The organism is Saccharothrix sp. DSM 118769, assembly GCF_052936295.1.
The window spans coordinates 1,083,696-1,099,616 of sequence record NZ_CP193627.1 but is presented as its reverse complement, the minus strand read 5'-3'; the positions used below and the strand labels follow the sequence as shown (position 1 = coordinate 1,099,616).

14 protein-coding genes are annotated in these 15,921 nt (G+C 73.4%); 3 read left to right on the top strand and 11 right to left on the bottom strand.

What is annotated here, in order from left to right; all coding sequences use genetic code 11:
• Nucleotides 1–166: 166 nt before the first annotated feature.
• From ACRAKJ_RS05265 to ACRAKJ_RS05220, 10 genes are all read right to left on the bottom strand, one after another.
• Nucleotides 167–484, bottom strand: a complete 318-nt coding sequence (locus tag ACRAKJ_RS05265) for an anti-sigma factor antagonist (RefSeq protein WP_438924567.1) — start codon at nt 482–484, stop codon at nt 167–169.
• Nucleotides 481–2,460, bottom strand: coding sequence for an alpha-amylase family glycosyl hydrolase (locus ACRAKJ_RS05260; protein ID WP_438924568.1), 1,980 nt, complete (start codon nt 2,458–2,460; stop codon nt 481–483). Before ACRAKJ_RS05260 ends, ACRAKJ_RS05265 begins: the two co-directional genes overlap by 4 nt.
• Entirely contained in the window at nt 2,457–4,262 is a 1,806-nt protein-coding gene (locus tag ACRAKJ_RS05255) for an AGE family epimerase/isomerase (RefSeq protein ID WP_438924569.1), read from the bottom strand. The genes ACRAKJ_RS05260 and ACRAKJ_RS05255 overlap by 4 nt, the downstream gene beginning before the upstream one ends.
• The gene (locus ACRAKJ_RS05250) at nt 4,252–4,869 is read right to left on the bottom strand and encodes a DJ-1/PfpI family protein (protein WP_438924570.1); all 618 of its coding nucleotides are present in this window, start codon (nt 4,867–4,869) and stop codon (nt 4,252–4,254) included. Before ACRAKJ_RS05250 ends, ACRAKJ_RS05255 begins: the two co-directional genes overlap by 11 nt.
• A gap of 132 nt (nt 4,870–5,001) precedes the next feature.
• Nucleotides 5,002–5,484: a hypothetical protein gene (locus tag ACRAKJ_RS05245; RefSeq protein WP_438924571.1), complete on the bottom strand. Its 483-nt coding sequence runs from the start codon at nt 5,482–5,484 to the stop codon at nt 5,002–5,004.
• A 36-nt stretch (nt 5,485–5,520) separates the two neighbouring features.
• Nucleotides 5,521–7,149, bottom strand: coding sequence for a thiamine pyrophosphate-dependent enzyme (locus ACRAKJ_RS05240; RefSeq protein WP_438924572.1), 1,629 nt, complete (start codon nt 7,147–7,149; stop codon nt 5,521–5,523).
• A gap of 12 nt (nt 7,150–7,161) precedes the next feature.
• The gene (locus ACRAKJ_RS05235; protein ID WP_438924573.1) at nt 7,162–7,989 is read right to left on the bottom strand and encodes a type 1 glutamine amidotransferase domain-containing protein; all 828 of its coding nucleotides are present in this window, start codon (nt 7,987–7,989) and stop codon (nt 7,162–7,164) included.
• A 122-nt stretch (nt 7,990–8,111) separates the two neighbouring features.
• The gene (locus tag ACRAKJ_RS05230) at nt 8,112–8,813 is read right to left on the bottom strand and encodes an EthD family reductase (RefSeq protein WP_438924574.1); all 702 of its coding nucleotides are present in this window, start codon (nt 8,811–8,813) and stop codon (nt 8,112–8,114) included.
• Nucleotides 8,810–9,136 (bottom strand): muconolactone Delta-isomerase family protein, encoded by a 327-nt coding sequence (locus ACRAKJ_RS05225; RefSeq protein ID WP_438924575.1) that lies wholly within the window; start codon nt 9,134–9,136, stop codon nt 8,810–8,812. Before ACRAKJ_RS05225 ends, ACRAKJ_RS05230 begins: the two co-directional genes overlap by 4 nt.
• Nucleotides 9,137–9,148: 12 nt before the next feature.
• Nucleotides 9,149–10,183, bottom strand: a complete 1,035-nt coding sequence (locus ACRAKJ_RS05220; protein ID WP_438924576.1) for an ankyrin repeat domain-containing protein — start codon at nt 10,181–10,183, stop codon at nt 9,149–9,151.
• Nucleotides 10,184–10,422: 239 nt separating this feature from the next.
• On the opposite strand from ACRAKJ_RS05220, the gene ACRAKJ_RS05215 reads away from it, so the two are divergent.
• Complete coding sequence (locus ACRAKJ_RS05215) at nt 10,423–11,409, top strand: mycofactocin-coupled SDR family oxidoreductase (protein WP_438924577.1); 987 nt, start codon at nt 10,423–10,425, stop codon at nt 11,407–11,409.
• Between the two features lie 3 nt (nt 11,410–11,412).
• Here the strand turns inward: ACRAKJ_RS05215 and ACRAKJ_RS05210 are convergent, their stop codons facing one another.
• Nucleotides 11,413–12,303, bottom strand: a complete 891-nt coding sequence (locus ACRAKJ_RS05210) for a LysR substrate-binding domain-containing protein (protein WP_438924578.1) — start codon at nt 12,301–12,303, stop codon at nt 11,413–11,415.
• Between the two features lie 162 nt (nt 12,304–12,465).
• Here ACRAKJ_RS05210 and ACRAKJ_RS05205 point away from each other — a divergent pair, with 162 nt between their 5' ends.
• Together ACRAKJ_RS05205 and ACRAKJ_RS05200 are read left to right on the top strand one after the other, a co-directional pair.
• Entirely contained in the window at nt 12,466–13,335 is an 870-nt protein-coding gene (locus ACRAKJ_RS05205) for an oxidoreductase (protein WP_438924579.1), read from the top strand.
• A 1,069-nt stretch (nt 13,336–14,404) separates the two neighbouring features.
• Complete coding sequence (locus tag ACRAKJ_RS05200; protein WP_438926829.1) at nt 14,405–15,820, top strand: DHA2 family efflux MFS transporter permease subunit; 1,416 nt, start codon at nt 14,405–14,407, stop codon at nt 15,818–15,820.
• The last annotated feature ends 101 nt before the right edge of the window (nt 15,821–15,921 follow it).

The following is a 15,921-nucleotide window of genomic DNA, read 5'->3' as shown; positions in this document are numbered from 1 at the left end:
CGATCGGGGGAACGCCCGCTGTCCGAACGGATTCCGCCGGACGGGCGCGCCGGGATTGCCCGACCCGGTCCGCGATCGACATTCGACCGCGGTACCGGGTGGGGGTCCCGCCGGCGCGCCGCGCCCTTCGCGGACTATTTCCGGACCGGCCGCGGGGGCATTTCGCTCACGCCGCGCGCTCGGCGATCACGACCGCCCGGTCGAACCCCGCCAGCCGGATGACGTCCACGACCGCCGGCCGGGCGCCCACGACGATGATCGACGTGGCGGGCGGCAGCTGCTGCTGGGCGAACGCCAGGCAGCGCACGCCGGCCGACGACAGCACCTCCAGGCCGGTCAGGTCCAGCACCAGCCGGTCCAGCGGGCGCCGCGCGGCCTGCTCCACCAGCGACCGGAACACCGGCGCGGTGTCCGCGTCCAGCTCCCCGGTCAGGTAGACGGTCCCGGTGCGCCCGGTGAACCCCAGGTACGCCTCGAAGCTCACAGTCCCCCCTCGTCCACGGGCCGCGCCTCCAGCACGACCACCGATTTCCCCGCCACGACCAGCGCGTCGGCCGGGCCGGCCGAACCGGAGGTGTCCACGACGACGTGCCACGCGGTGCCCTCCGGCGCCCCGGGCGGCACCACGTCCACGGCCGCCAGGTCCGTGTTGGCCGCGACGAACACGGTGTCGCCCGCGTCCCCGTCGTGCAGCAGCACGGCCACCAGCCGCGACGCGTCCGACCAGTCCGGCTCGAACGGCCGCGCGCCGTGCCAGCTCACCGCCGGGTACCGCCACCCCGGCACGTCCTCGCCGCCGGGGTGCTCGGCCCGCCGCAGCACGGGGTGCCGGGCGCGCAGGTCCACCAGCGACCGGGTGAACGCGACCAGGTCGGCGTTGCGCCCCGCCAGCTCCCAGTCCACCCACGTGGTGTCGTTGTCCTGGCAGTAGGCGTTGTTGTTGCCGCGCTGGGTGCGGCCGAACTCGTCGCCGCCGAGCAGCATGGGCACGCCGTTGCTGACCATCAGCAGGGTCAGCGCGTTGCGCGCCTGCCGCGCCCGCAGCCCCAGCACGGCCGGGTCGGACGTGGGGCCCTCCCAGCCGCAGTTCCAGCTCTCGTTGGCGTCGTGGCCGTCCCGGTTGCCCTCGCCGTTGGCCTCGTTGTGCTTGTGGTCGTAGGACACCAGGTCGGCGAGGGTGAACCCGTCGTGGCACGTCACGAAGTTCACCGACGCGCCGGTGCCGCGCCCGCCGTAGAGGTCGGGCGAGCCGATCAGCCCGCCCGCCAGCTCGCCCGCGCTGCCCGGCCGGGCCACCAGGAACCGCCGCAGCGCGTCCCGGTACCGGCCGTTCCACTCCATCCAGCGGCCGTAGGACGGGAACGACCCGACCTGGTACAGCCCGCCCGCGTCCCACGCCTCGGCGATGAGCTTGCGGTCGGCCAGCACCGGGTCGTGCGCCACCGCCTCCAGCAGCGGCGGGTTGGGCAGCGGCGCGCCGTCCGTGCCGCGCGCGAGGACCGACGCCAGGTCGAACCGGAACCCGTCGACCCGGTACTCCACCGCCCAGTGCCGCAGGCTCGCCAGGACCAGCTCCCGCACCACCGGGTGGTTGCAGTTGAGCGTGTTCCCGGTGCCGCTGAAGTTGTAGTAGCCGCCGTCCGGCGTGAGCAGGTAGTACACCTCGTTGTCCAGGCCCCGGAACGACTGCGTCGGCCCGCGGTGGTCGCCCTCGCCGGTGTGGTTGAACACCACGTCGAGCACGACCTCGATGCCCGCCCCGTGCAGGTCGCGCACCAGCTCCTTGAACTCGCGCGGCGAGCCGTAGGACGCCTTGGGCGCGAAGAACCCCACCGGGTGGTAGCCCCACGCGTTGAGCCGCTCCGGCGCGCCGGGCACGTCGGTCTCGTCGAACTCGAAGACCGGCATCAGCTCCACGCAGTTCACGCCCAGGTCGCGCAGGTGCGGCACCTTCTCCCGCAGGCCCGCGAACGTGCCGGGCGCGGCCACCCCGGACGAGCCGTGCCGGGTGTAGCCGCGCACGTTCAGCTCGTAGACCACCAGGTCCTCGACCGGCACCCGCGGCCGGACCGCGCCGCCCCAGTCGAAGTCGTCCGGCGGCACGACCCGCGCCCGGTGGCGGGGCCGCTCGCCCCACACCTCGCCGCCCGCGATGAGCCTGGCGTGCGGGTCGAGCAGCAGGTCGCCGCCGTCGACCCGGTAGGCGTAGTGCACCAGGTCGGGGTCCAGGCCCAGCACGGTCATCGCCCACACGTCGCCGACCCGGTACTCGCGCGGGAACGGCAGCTCGGCCACCACGTCGCCGCGCTCGGGGTCGAGCAGCACCAGCGACGCGCGCCGGGCCGAGGCGGACGCGACCGCGAACGCGATGCCGTCCGGCGTGGCGGTCGAGCCCAGCGGCAGCGGCGGGGCGGGCGCGACGCGGAACCCGTCCACCCACCTGTCGGCGGTCGCGGTCACGCCCCCTCCACGGGGGCCAGCCGCGCCTGCACGGTCACCGCGGACGCGCTGTCCGGCAGCCGCACGGTCATCGCCCCGGCGTCGAAGTCCGCGTACGGGACGCCGTCGACCAGGACCCGGTCGAGCCGCACCCGGCCGGCGGGCAGCACGTCCGGCGCGACCCGCAGCAGCCGGCCCGGGAAGTCCGCGTCCGGCCCCGGCCTGAACCACAGGTCCAGCGGCTCGCCGCGCACCAGCAGTCCGCTGTAGACGGTCGCCAGGAAGCACAGCTCCGCCGAGTGGTACATCGACATGGAGTGGCTGCCCTTCAACCGCTCCGTGCCCGTCAGGTACGGGATGCCGTTGTTGAGCACGTTGAAGTACACGCCGCCCTCGTCGTGGTCGAGGAAGAACGCGTTGTAGAACGCCGCCGCCTCCCGGCCGTGCGCCAGGAACTCCGGCGAGCGCCGGTGCCCGGCCAGCGCCAGGTAGGCCAGGATCGCCTGCTCCTGCTGCCACCACGCCTTGCGGTCGTGCCACACGAAGTCGTGCGGCGGCTGCCGCTGCACCAGGTCGTACCAGCCGCCCCGGTGCCCGTCGCGGCCCACCGCCGGCATCGAGCGGGCCAGCTCGTCGGCCGTGCGCGCGTAGTCGTGCTTGGCGCGCACGGCGTTCATCCGGGTCAGGTTCCAGGCGATCTTGAGGTTGTGCCCGACGACCGCCCGGTCCTGCTGCCAGCCCCACGACCGGTCGGGCGTCCAGTCGCCGTGGAAGCGCTCCTGCACGAACGGCGTGCCCCGGTCGGGGAAGTGCGACACGATCATGTCGAAGGTGTGCTCCAGCATGTCGAGGTGCCGCTCGTCCCCGGTGGCCAGGTACAGGTTGAACAGGTACGCGGGGGCGTGGTCGCCGACCGAGTTCCAGTTCTTGCGGGCCCGGTTCGGGCCCAGCGACGCGGCGTGCGGGCTCAGCTCCACCGGGTCGACGTGCGACCAGTACCCGCCGCGCGCCGGGTCGGCGAAGAACCGCTCGAACAGCCTCATCGTGCCGTCGACGTCCGCCTTGATCGCCGGGTCGCCGGTGAGCCGGTAGGTCTGCACCAGCCCGGCCAGCGCGTAGATCTGCTCGTAGGCGGGGATCGCGCGCTGGTCGTCGTCGAACTCGGAGGTGAACAGCTTGCGCTCGCGCCCGCCGTCCACGTCGACGCCGTGGTACCAGTACGTGACGCCGAGGTCGGTGTCGACGAACCGCATGTGCTCGCGCAGGTACGCCGAGCCGCGGTCCGCGACGGTCAGGAAGTCCTCGTCGCCGGTCAGCATGTACGCCGACGCCATGCCGTACACCAGGCGGGAGATCGTGTCGGTCTCCTGCACGTGCCGGCCGCCCTTGTCGCCGCCCAGCCGGATCTCGGTGCGGTAGTCGGCGTAGTCGACCTCGCCCGCGCCGAACTGGGCGCGCCGGTAGAACCGGGCCAGCTCGCGCAGCTGGTCGACCCACCAGCCGGGCCGCTCGAACACGTGCTCCTCGGTCTCGTCGCCGACCAGGAGGAGCTGCGCGACCTGGTAGCGGAGGCCGTCCGGCTCCGGGTAGACCGGGCCGTGCGCGAACACGAACCGGCCGGGCACGAGCAGCTCGGCGAGCCGGCCGGTGGCGTCCCGGTGCGGCTCGCCGAGGTTGCGGACCACCTGCGCGGACGTGGTGCCCGTCAGGCGCAGGACGACCGTGCGGCCGTCGGGCGTGCGGACGGCGAGCCTGTCGCCCGCGAACGACTCGACGCGGCCCGCGGTGGTGTCGGAGAAGGTGTGAGCGAGTTCAGCGCCCACCGCTCCCCCTCGCGACCAGCATCTCGATCACGGTGCGGGCCAGCAGGTTGCACTGCTCCGCGGTGCGCGAGGTGACCAGGTCGCCGTCCACGACCACGTCGCGGCCGGTGTAGACGGCGCCCATGTTGCGCACGTCGCCGACCAGGTTGTTGTGGCAGGTCACCGGCCGGTCGCGGACCAGCTCGGGCACCGAGGACAGCAGCAGCAGGCCGTGGCAGGAGAACGCCTTGACGAGGTTCGGCAGCCGGAACGCCCGCCGCATCACCTCGACCGCGGGCGCGGCCCGCTGCACGTCGTCGGTGTAGCGCAGCCGGTCCGCGACCATGCCCGAGGGCACGATGAGCGCGGAGAACCGGGACAGCTCGTCGTAGTCCAGCGCCTCCAGGTCGCCGCTCACCTCGATGGGCGCGCGCTGCTCGTGGCCGGTGAAGGTGAGCGAGTCGCCGCCCCACAGCCGGGTCAGCAGCTCGACCTGGGCGCCCTCCTCGGCGAACCTCATGCGGTAGTAGGAGATCTCCTCCTCGACGTAGTCGCTCTCCATCAGGATGCCGATGCGCCTGCCCTGGAGCCGCCCCTCGGTGGCCGGGGCCTCAGCGGTCTGGGTCATGTCGTCGCCTTCGTTCGGAAGTGTGGGTGGGTGGCGCGCCCGGCCCGGCGGTTCGCCGAACTCGTCGGGCCGGGCGCGCGGCCACCGGGACCGCCCCCGCGGCGGTCGCCGGTGGCGTGGGGTCGACGCCTGCTACGCCGCGGCGCTCTCGGGAGCGAGCCCGGTCGCGCGCGGGGCGGCGGACCCCGGCATGGGGGTCAGGCCCCCGACGGTGCACGTGCGGATCTTCGGGCGGCCGTCGCGGTGCACGACGGACCACGTCTCCTCGGTGGTGACGCCGACCCACGCGCTGTTCGGCGAGGGCGGCACCCACGTGCGGGACTGCCAGGCCACCCGCAGCGTCACCTCCGCGTGCAGCGGCGACGTGGTCGCCACCCGCACGCCGAGCACGTCGTGCACCTCGTCGAAGTAGGTGCTCGTCGTCTCGCCGTACCAGGACCGGAAGTCCGCGTGGCTGCGCACCGTGCGGTGCGGCAGGTGCATCACCAGGCCCGCCTCGGTCAGCAGGCCGAGCAGCACCTCCACGTCGTCGTGCCGGTCCAGTGCGGTGAACCAGTCCTCCACCAGGCCGCGCACGGCGGCCTCGGTGATCCGGTCACCGGCTCCCCCAGTCATGTGTCCGACCCCTTCCCGGTCTCGGTCGATGCGCCTTCAGTCGATGACGAGGTCGACGAGGTAGGGGCCGTCGTGGGCGAGCATCTCCTCCACGGCGGCGTCCACCTCGTACAGCTTCTCCACGCGCCGCCCCGGCACGCCCAGCGACGCGGCCAGCCCGGTGAACGAGATCTCCGGCGTCGCCAGGTCGAACGCGGCCGGGTAGGCGTGCGGGGAGAGGCCCTGCTCCCGCCAGTACTGCTCGATGTTGAGGTCGAGCAGGTGGTAGCGGCGGTTGTTGCAGATCACGAACTTGGCGCCGATGCCGTGGCGGGCCGCGGTCCACAGCGCCTGGATCGTGTACATCGAGCCGCCGTCGCCGGTGAACGCCACCACGGGCAGCTCCGGCCGGGCGAGCTTGACGCCCAGCGCGCCGGGGATGCCGACCCCCAGGGACCCGCCGCGGGTCTGGAAGAACCGGCCCGGCTGCTGCGGCGGCAGGTGCTTCGCCAGCGGCCCGGACGCGGTGAGCGCCTCGTCGAACACCACCAGGTCCTCCGGCGCGCGGCGGGCGAGCCGCCGCACGAACCGGTCCAGCACCGTGTCCTCCTGGAGCGGGGGCTCCGGGTGCACGGGCCGGCCGCGCGGCGCCTCGGCGACCGGCGCGGCGCCGCGCGCGGCGGGGTCCTGGCGGACCAGTTCCCGCGCCAGCGCGGCGAGCGTGAGCTTGGGGTCCGCGACGATGCCCACGTCCACCGGGTGGTTCTTGGCGATCTCGTAGCTGTCGAGGTCGACGTGCACGATCCTCGCCCCCGGCTTGAACGGGTTGTCCAGGCTGGGGAACACCTCGGGGAACACGTAGGTGCCGACGATGAGCACCGAGTCCGCCTCGCCGACCACGCGGGCGCTGTCCGCGCCGAACATGTGGCCAAGCTGACCGCCGTGGAGCCGGTGCGTGGCGTCGAAGTTGAACTCCGAGGAGTTCACCCCCCACACCGTCGCGCCCAGCGCCTCGGCGACCGCGGTCAGCTCGCGCTGCGCCCCGCTGGTGGCGACGCCGTCGCCCATCAGCACCAGCCGGCGGTCACCGGCCAGCAGGGCGGCGGCGGCCTCCGCCACCAGCGGCGTCTCCGGCACCACCCGGGTGCTCGGGACCGGCGTGGGGAACACGGCCTCGGTGGTGACCTCGTCCAGCACGTCGGCCGGGACGACGACCAGCACCGGGCCGCGCGGCGGCGTCATCGCGATCTTCACCGCCCGCCGCAGCACCCGCAGCGTCGAGGACGGGTCCAGCACGCGGGTCGCGTACTTGGTGACCGGCTCCGCCATCGCGACCAGGTCGGCCGCCATCTGCCCGTCCATGGCGTCGTAGCGGACGCCCGCCTCCCCGACGACCACGACGAGCGGCGACCCGCCGCGCTTGGCCTGGTAGAGCATGCCGATCCCGTTGCCCAGCCCGACCCCGCTGTGCAGCTGGACCAGGGCCGGGCGCTGGGTGGCCCGCGCGTAGCCGTCCGCCATGCCCACCGCGACGCCCTCGTGCAGCGCCAGCAGGTACTGGAGGTCGAACTCGCGCCCGGCGTCCAGGAACCCCTGCTCGACGGTCCCCGGGTTGCCGAACATGTACTCGATGCCGTCGGCCGCGAACTGCTCGAAGAGGGCGACCTTGCCCGGCCTGCCGTTCATCGGTGGCGTCCCCTACCAGCCGTACCGGCGCAGGCCGTTCTCCAGCACGCGGACGAGCAGCTCGCCCGCGGGCACGGAGTCCGGCGTGGACCGCGCGGTGATGAACGGGTAGTCGACGATGACCGAGGTCTCCTTGCCGACGTTGCCGTGGAAGCGGCCGACCGGCCCGGTGGCGTCGCGGAGGATGTACTCCAGCGGGTACGGCGGCGGGCCCATGTTGAACTCGACGCCGATGAAACCGGTGCCGTCCTTGTAGTCGTACTCCTTCGGGTGACCCGTCACGTGCTTGTTCTGGATGATGCTCTCGCGGCTCTCCAGGTCACGCGCGAAAGCGAGCACCGCGACGCCGTAGCACTCGGCGAGGATGGGCTTGTCGGCGTTCACGAAACCGATCACGAGTTCGTGCAGGCGCCCGTTGTTCGCCATGTCGACGATGGGGCCGGAACCGCCCACGAGCACCAGGGCGTCGAAGCTGCCGACGAGGTCGGCCACCGCGCTGTCGAGGCGGCGGGTGTACTCCTCGACCTCGCGGAGGTGGTTCACCGCGCTGTAGTACGGCCGCTCGGGGACGAGGTCGGCCAGGCTCAGCGGGTTGTCCAGCCGGGGCGACGCGTCCAGCTCACGGGCGCGCCGGGCCATGTCGGGCGTGGTGACCGAACGGCCGAGGGGCGGGTCGAGGTACTCGGGGTCCAGGCTCGGCGGCAGGGCCGTGGGCCGCTTGCCGTTGGGCGTGACGAACGTGGTGCGGTAGCCGGCGGCGTCGAACGCCTCGACCGGGCCGACCAGTTCCTCGCCCCAGTAGCCGAATTCGGACAGGACGACCAGCACGCGCTTGGTCATGGTTCTCCTCGATCAGGAATTTCAGGCGGGTCCTGCTATTGCCTTGCTATTGCCTTGCGATTTCCATCCAACCGTCGCCGGTGAATTCCGACAACGAATTGCCGGCGATATCCGGGACTTGACTAGATGACGTCCGCGGAGGGCCCGATGACCCAGTTCTCGCGGACCGCGAGGGTGTGCGTGTAGCGCGGTTCGGTGAACGTGGCCAGGTCCGCCGCCGCGCGCCGGAACTCCGGCGTGCGCAGCGCGGCGCGCAGGGAGGCGGCGTCGTCGAACCACAGCTGGTGGGCGCAGTCGAGGGTGGCCTCGCCGACGGCGTACGCGCCGTCGCGGGTGTGGTTCTGGTAGTAGCGGCGCAGCCCCGGGACCTTCGCCACCAGCGACGCGTGCGCGTCCCTGCTGTACTGGCGGAACTCCGTCAGCGGCATCCCCTCGCGCCGCTTGACCAGCACGAACAGCTTCGTGCCCGGCCGGTCGGCGCGCTGCGGCTCACCGGGCAGCACGACGTGCGCCTCGGTGTCCATCACCAGCGTGCGCCAGAACGCGGCCCAGCGCGGCTCGTCGAGGCGGGCGCCCTCCAGGAACTCCGGCGTCTGCAACGACGCCAGCTGCTCCTCCTCGTTCGCGAGCCAGATCTCGGCGACACCGGACCACAGCGGCTCCGGCTCGTCCAGCGACAGCTCGACCCTGGTGCCCACCGCGTACTGCCGGATCTGCGGGATCTTCGCCGCGTAGTTCACGGCGTGCTCCTCCACCCAGTAGCGGTGGAACTCCTGCTCGCCCAGGCCCGGCCTGGGGTGGGCGAAGATCAGCTGGTGGATCATCGGCCCGCCTCCGCCTCGGTGGGGCGGTAGCGGTTGGCCACGTCCTCCGCGAAGCCGAGGTAGTCGCGCAGCGGCCAGATCACCTCGAACTCCAGGTACTCGCGCATCGGCAGGCGGAACACCGACCGGTCGAGCTCCTCGGCGGACTCGGCGTCCACCACGGCGATGACCCGCTTCTGGCCCGCGACCTTCCACAGGCCGATGCAGTAGCCGGAGCTGAGCGTCTCCTCCGCGTGGCGGGTCTCCTCCTCCTCCAGCTCCCACAGCTCGTCGAGGCTGATGCGCCCCTCGTGGTTCCACTTCATCTGGCAGTAGAACAGCATGTGCCGGTCCCCCTAGGCGTTGCGGATGGTGGTGGTCAGGTCGTGGTCGGGCCCGAAGACGTCGGCGGCCATGCCGAGCGGCGTCCTGCCGTCGTGGCCGACCAGGTCGAGGCGGGCGCCGGCGCGGACGAGGATGCGGGCGCACTCCTCGAAGCCGTGCCAGAGCGCGTCGTGCAGCGGCGTGTAGCCGTTCGTGGAGCCCTGGAAGTCGATGTCCGTCCCGGGGGTGTCCACGAGGACCTGCGTGATGTCGGCGTGCCCGTTGTAGACGGCCTTGTGCAGCGGCACCGCGCCGAACGTCGGCTCGGTGGCGTTCACGTCGGCGCCCGCGGCGATCAGCGCCCGCACGATCTCGGTGTGCCCGTCGCGGCTGGCGACCAGCAGCGGCGTGTGCAGGTCGTTGAAGCCGTTGAGAACCGGGGAGCGCGCGTCGACCTCGGCGCCGTTGGCCAGCAGCACCTGCACGCCGATCAGGTCGCCCGCGACGGTCGCGGCCATCAGCCGCTGCCGCTCCACGGCCCGCTCGTCGGCCTCGACGCGCCGCTTGAGCAGCGCCTCCGCGGCCAGCAGCTTCTCCCGGCCGAGCGTGTTGACGTTGATCGCGTACTCGAAGTGGTCGCGCATCGAGAACCCGTAGTGCGTGGACAGGTTCAGGCCCGCGCCCCGGTCCAGCAGGTAGCCGACGACGTCGGGCCGCTTGTACCAGAACGCGTCCAGCAGCGGCGTGTGGCCGGTGGTGGTGGCGACCGCGTCGACGAACGCGCCCGCCTCGACGAGCACCCGCACCGTCTCCAGGTCGCCGCCCTGCACCGCCTTGTGCAGCGCGGTGCCGCCGGCGGCGCTGTCGGTGGTGTAGACGTCGGCGCCCGCGTCCAGCAGCAGCCGCACCAGGTCGGCGTTGCCCTTGCCCGCGGCGATCATCAGCGGCGTCAGGCCGTCCGGACCGCGCGAGTTCAGGTCGACGCCGTTGCGCAGCAGGCCGCGGACCTCGGCCGCGTCGTCCCGGCGCACCGCGTTGAGCAGCAGCGTGCGCACCGCGTCACTCATGGGGTCTCCTCGTTCGGGGGGTGTCTGGGCACGGCTCCACCCGTTGCGGAAAAGGTTGCGGCGCAAGGGGTTTCGGGTCGACGTGCCCGGGAACGACTCCAGTCAACCGGCCGCGCGTCATGATCGACAAGGCGAGGCTTGCTACTGGTCGGACTTGACCGGGTGCACGAGTGCCATTACCAAACGGCATCGCCGCGGGTCTTGGACACGGCGCGGGCGGCCTCACCACGATCGTGCCCATGACTGATCAGGGACCGGGCGCCGAGCCCGGCGCGGTGAGCAGGCGGGCGCTGCTGGCGGGTGCCGGGGCGGTGGGTGCCGGCGTGGTGGGCGCCGGGGTCGTGGGCGCGGGTGCGCTGGGCGCGGGGGTCGCGGCGGCCGAACCCGCCGACCGGGGCGTCGGCGACCTGCGCGGGCAGGTCGCGCTGGTCACCGGCGCGGCGCGCGGCATCGGGCGGGCCACGTGCGTGGCCCTCGCCCGCGCGGGCGCGGACGTGGTGGCGCTGGACATCGCCTCGCCCGACGCGATCGAGCTGGACTACCCGCTGGGCAGCGAGGCCGAGCTGAACGACACCGTGCGGCGCGTGCGCGCCCTCGGCCGGCGCGCGACCGCGGTCAAGGCCGACGTGCGCGACGCGGGCCGGTTGCAGGAGATCGCCCGGCAGGTCGTCCGCGACCACGGCCGGCTCGACATCGCGGTCGCCAACGCGGGCATCAACACCTACAACGCGATGGCCGACATGTCACCGCGGCAGTTCGCCGACGTCATCGACGTCAACCTGATCGGCGTCGCCAACACGATGCGCGCCGTCATCCCGCACCTGGTGGCCCGCAAGAGCGGGTCGATCATCGTGGTGTCCTCCAGCGAGGGCCGCCACGGCGCGCCGCTGCTGCCGCACTACCAGGCGGCCAAGTGGGGCGTGATCGGCCTGGTCAAGGCGGTCGCGACCGAGGTCGGCCCGGCCGGCGTGCGGGTCAGCGGCGTCGCCCCGACGGGCGTGCGCACCCCGCTCGTGCTGAACGAGGCCACCTACCGGTGGGCGGGCGGCACGACCGTCGAGGACCTGGAGCGCGCGCTGCGCTCGTACAACACGCAGCCGGTGGGGCTGATCGAGCCCGAGGACGTGGCCGACTCGATCGCGTTCCTCGCCTCGCCGCGCGCCCGCTACGTCTCCGGCACCGTGCTGGACGTGACGGCGGGCGCGTCGACCAGGTGGAGCAGCTAGTCGTCAGTCCAGTTCGGACAGTTCCCGGACCACCTCGGCGAAGTCGGCGACCAGCGGGTTCGTGCTGGTCGCCGGCCGCGCGAAGGCGATGCGCAGCGGCGCGACGTCGGTGATCGGCCGCCACACCAGGTCCGGGCGGGCGTAGTAGGCCCCCATCGAGCTCGGCCCGATGCAGATCGCCTCGCCCGCGGCCACGTGCTCCAGCATCTCCTCGACGTTGCCGTTCTCCGGGCCCCACTTGGGCTCCGAGCCGTCCGGCCGCGGGTTCACCGCCCACCAGTCGACCCAGTAGCGCGGCGCCTTGCGGGTCCACACGACCGGCTCGTCGCGCAGGTCCATGATGCCGACGCTCTCCCGCCCGGCCAGGCGGTGCCGGCCGGCCAGGCCCACCACGCGCTCCTCCACCGCGACGATCTCGGTGTGGAAACCGGTCGTGTCGGCGGGCAGCCACAGGAACGCGATGTCCACCAGGCCGTCCCGCAGCGCCGCCACCTCCCCGCCCCAGTCGAACCGCTTCGGCTCGACCACGACGTCCGGGTGGCGGCGGGCGAACGCGGTGCGCGCCCTCGTGGTCAGCGGTCCCGCGCCGGTGGCCTCGAAACCGATGCGCAGCACCCGGTTCTCGGCCGCCGCGATGCCGCGCGCGGTGCGCTGCGCGCCCTGCCAGTCGGCGATGAGCTTCCGCGCGACCGGCAACAGGGCCTCGCCGGCGCTGGTCAGGCTGACCTCGCGGCTCGTGCGCAGGAACAGGTTGATCTTGAGTTCCGCTTCGAGCTGGCGGATCTGCCGGCTCAGCGCGGGCTGGGACACGAACAGCCGTTCCGCGGCGCGGGTGAAGCTCAGCTGCTCGGCCACCGCGACGAAGTAGCGCAGGACACGGGTGTCGACGTCCATGGTGTTGCGGAGCCTCCAGAGCGGGGTCGGTGGCGATCTATGCCGTGAACGCATGGACAAGGGTCTTGGACGGGACGTGAAGTCCCGGTGTCTTCTTGATCGTGCGGGGTGTGATCGCACCCCCCGGCACCACGCGTCGTGTGCGCCACGTGAGGAGGACCCTTGAGCACCAACCAGGTACCGCGCCCGAACGGTCACCGTCCCGGTCGGGTGTGGTTCGTCACCGGTACCTCGTCGGGTCTGGGTCGTGCCGTCGCGGAGAACGCGCTGGCGCACGGCGACACCGTCGTCGCCACCGCCCGTCAGATGGAATCACTCGCACCGCTGATCGCCCTGGCCCCCGACCGCGTGACGCCGGTGCGCCTGGACGTCACCGACCCGGCCGAGGCGGCGCGCGCGGTGCACGACGCGATCACCTGGCACGGGCACATCGACGTGCTCGTGAACAACGCCGGGCACGGCTTCATCGGGGCGGCGGAGGAGACGCCCGACGCCGAGCTGCGGGCCCTGCTCGACGTGCACCTGCACGGGCCGATCGCGTTGACGAAGGCCGTCCTGCCGCACATGCGGGCGCGCCGGACGGGGGCGGTCGTGCAGGTGTCCAGCATGGGCGGCCAGGTGGTGTGGCCGGGCTTCGCGGCCTACTGCACCGCCAAGTACGCCCTGGAGGGCTGGTCCGAGGGGCTGGCCGCCGAGGTCGCGCCGTTCGGGATCAAGGTGCTGATCCCGGAGCCGGGCGCGTTCCGCACGGCGTTCGCGGGGAACGCCCTGCGCTTCGGCGAGCCGATCGAGGACTACGCCGGCGTCATGGACCCGATCCGCAAGCTGGTCCGGGACATGGACGGCACCCAACCGGGTGACCCGGCCAAGGCGGCGCAGGCAATCCGGGACGCGCTCGACGCCGACCGCACCCCGCTGCGCCTGGTCCTGGGCAACGACGCCCACGACGCCATCACCGCCCGGCTGGACACCGTCCGGGCCGAACTGGCCGCCTGGGAACCCACCGGCCGCGCCACCGACATCGAGGGCTGACCCACCGTGCCCGCACACCAGCCGCGGGGGAACCCCCTCGCACAGGCCCCGCGACCCGACCCGCTCCCCCAGCGCGACGGCGAGTCCCCCGCCGGTCCCGCAGCAGGGCGAGCCCACCGGTCCGCGCAGGCAGGCGTGCGGGCACCGGCCCACCGGCCCACCCCCACTCCCGATCCGAGCCCCACCACTCCCGACCCGAGCCGCGCCACCAGCCCGACCCGCGTCGCCGCTGGTGCCGGTGCCGGTCCCGGTGCCGGCACCAGTGCCGGTCCCGGCGCGGATGCACGCGACGACAACCGCGACATGGCCCTCACCCCGCCGGCCACGCGCCACGACCGGGCATCCACCCCGGCGCGGGCGGGGTGCACGCCGCCGATGGGCCGGGCGGCTCTGCCCAGGCGGGCGGCTCTGTCCAGGCGGGCGGCTCTGCCCGGGCGGGCCGCTTTGCTCACGCAGGGCGCTTTGCCCAGGCAGGCGGATCAGGCCGGCCGGGCTCGCGAGGCAGGCCGGGCCGCAGCGCGGGCCAGCGCGGTGCGGGCTGCCGCGGCGCAGGCCGGCGTCACGCGGGCCGGTGTCGCGCGGGCCGGTGTCGCGCGGGCCGGTGTCGCGCGGGCCGGCGTCGCGCGGGCCGGCGCGGTGCGGGGGTGGGGGCTCGCCGTCGTGGGTGCGGCGGCTCCCGGTGGGCCGGCGGCTCTCGTCCCCGCCGCTCGTCCTGGTCCGGCTGGGGCCGGTTCCGGGATGGTCGGCGGGTGGTCTCGGGGGTCCGCTTCTCTCAACCGAGTGGCGAATCCCCGTTTACGTACATCAATTTTCGATGATCACCCGATCGTGTCACCGGCCGCACTCGCCGCAGCAGCAGCCGCAGTTACCGCAGCCGCCACAGCCGCAACGGCACGCGACAACCGTGACATGAACCCGATCATCGCGCCACCCGAAGCGACGGCCGCGTCCGCTCGCCTCGCCCCACCCCCCGCTCCGCGCCCCGGCGTCGGTGAGCGGGCGGTGCGGGCGGTGGGCGAAGGCGTGTGACGCGGGCCGCGCCTACCGCACTTGAACTGGAGAAACACTCATGTCCACCCATGTCGACCCCGTCGACACCCCCACCCCCCGGGACGACGGCAACCCCCGGTGGATCGCGGTCGTCGTGCTGGCCGCCGCGCTCGCGCTCGACACCAGCAGCGTGGCCGTGGTCAACGCGGCGCTGCCCGTCATCGGCCAGGACCTCGGCATCGGCAGCAGCGGTCTCCAGTGGACGATGACCTCGTACGCGGTCACGTTCGCGGGCTTCCTCCTGTTCGGCGGTCGGGCCGCCGACGTGCTGGGGCGGCGCCGGGTGTTCACCGCCGGCGTCGGCCTCTTCACGGTGGCCACGGTCGTGGCCGCGGTGGCGCCGGTGGCCGAGGTGCTGATGGTCGCCCGCGCCCTCCAGGGGGTCGGCGCGGCGCTGTCCGGGCCTGCCTCGCTGGCCCTGCTGACCGAGCTGTTCCCCGAGGGCCCGCGCCGCAACAAGGCGCTCGCCGTCTACACCTCCGTCGGCGCGTCGAGCTTCAGCGCGGGCGTCGTGATCGGCGGCGTGCTCACCGACCTGTTCAGCTGGCGCGCGGTGTTCGTGTTCAACGTCCTCATCGGCCTGGCGGTGCTCGCCGCGGTCAAGTCGGTGCTGCCGGCGGGCAGCCGCAACCGCGAACCGCTGGACGTCATCGGCGCCACCGCGGTCACCGGCGGCCTGCTGCTGGCGGTGCTCGGGCTGAGCCAGGCGAGCCACGGCAGCTGGACGGACGCGATGACGCTCGGCCCGCTCGCCCTGTCCGCGGCGCTGCTCGTCGGCTTCGTCTGGTGGGAGCTGCGCGCCCGCGACCCGCTGCTCCAGCTGTCCATCTTCCGGCTGCCCGCGGTGAGCGCGGCGACCATCGCGGCCGTCGTGTTCTTCACGGCCGTGCTCGCCGTGCTGTTCTTCGCGCCGCTCTACCTCCAGGGCCTGCTCGGCTACACGCCGCTCCAGTCGGGCCTGGCGATCCTGCCGATGGGCATCACGGTGGTGCTCAGCGCGAACGTCGCGGGCCGGGTGATGGCGCGCGTCGGCCAGCGCCCGCTGCTGATCACGGGTCTGCTGCTCATCGCGGCGGGCACCGGGCTGTGGGCGGTCACGCCGCTGGACGGCGGCTACTGGCTGGACGTGTTCCCGGCCGTGCTCGTCATGAGCGTCGGCCAGGGCGTCGCGTTCGCGGGCCTCACGGCGGCCTCGCTGACCGGTGTCCCGCAGCACGAGCACGGCGTGGCGGGCGCCCTGAACGTCACCGCGCAGCAGCTCGGCGGCAGCGTCGGCGTGGCCGCGCTGGTCACGCTCTCCGCCACGGTCGGCGCCACCGGCGAACCCGGTGACGTGCTGGCCGGCTACCACGCGGCCTACCTGGCCGCGATCGCCGTGATCGTCGTCGGCATCGGCTTCATCGCCTTCCTGACGCGAGGCGCGCGACGCACCTGAGACCAACCGGCTCGGGAGTCCCGCGTCGACCGCACCGCCCCCCGGGGTCGGTCGCGCGGGACAGGCGCACGCCACCCCCGCACGAGTGCGCCGCATCCCGA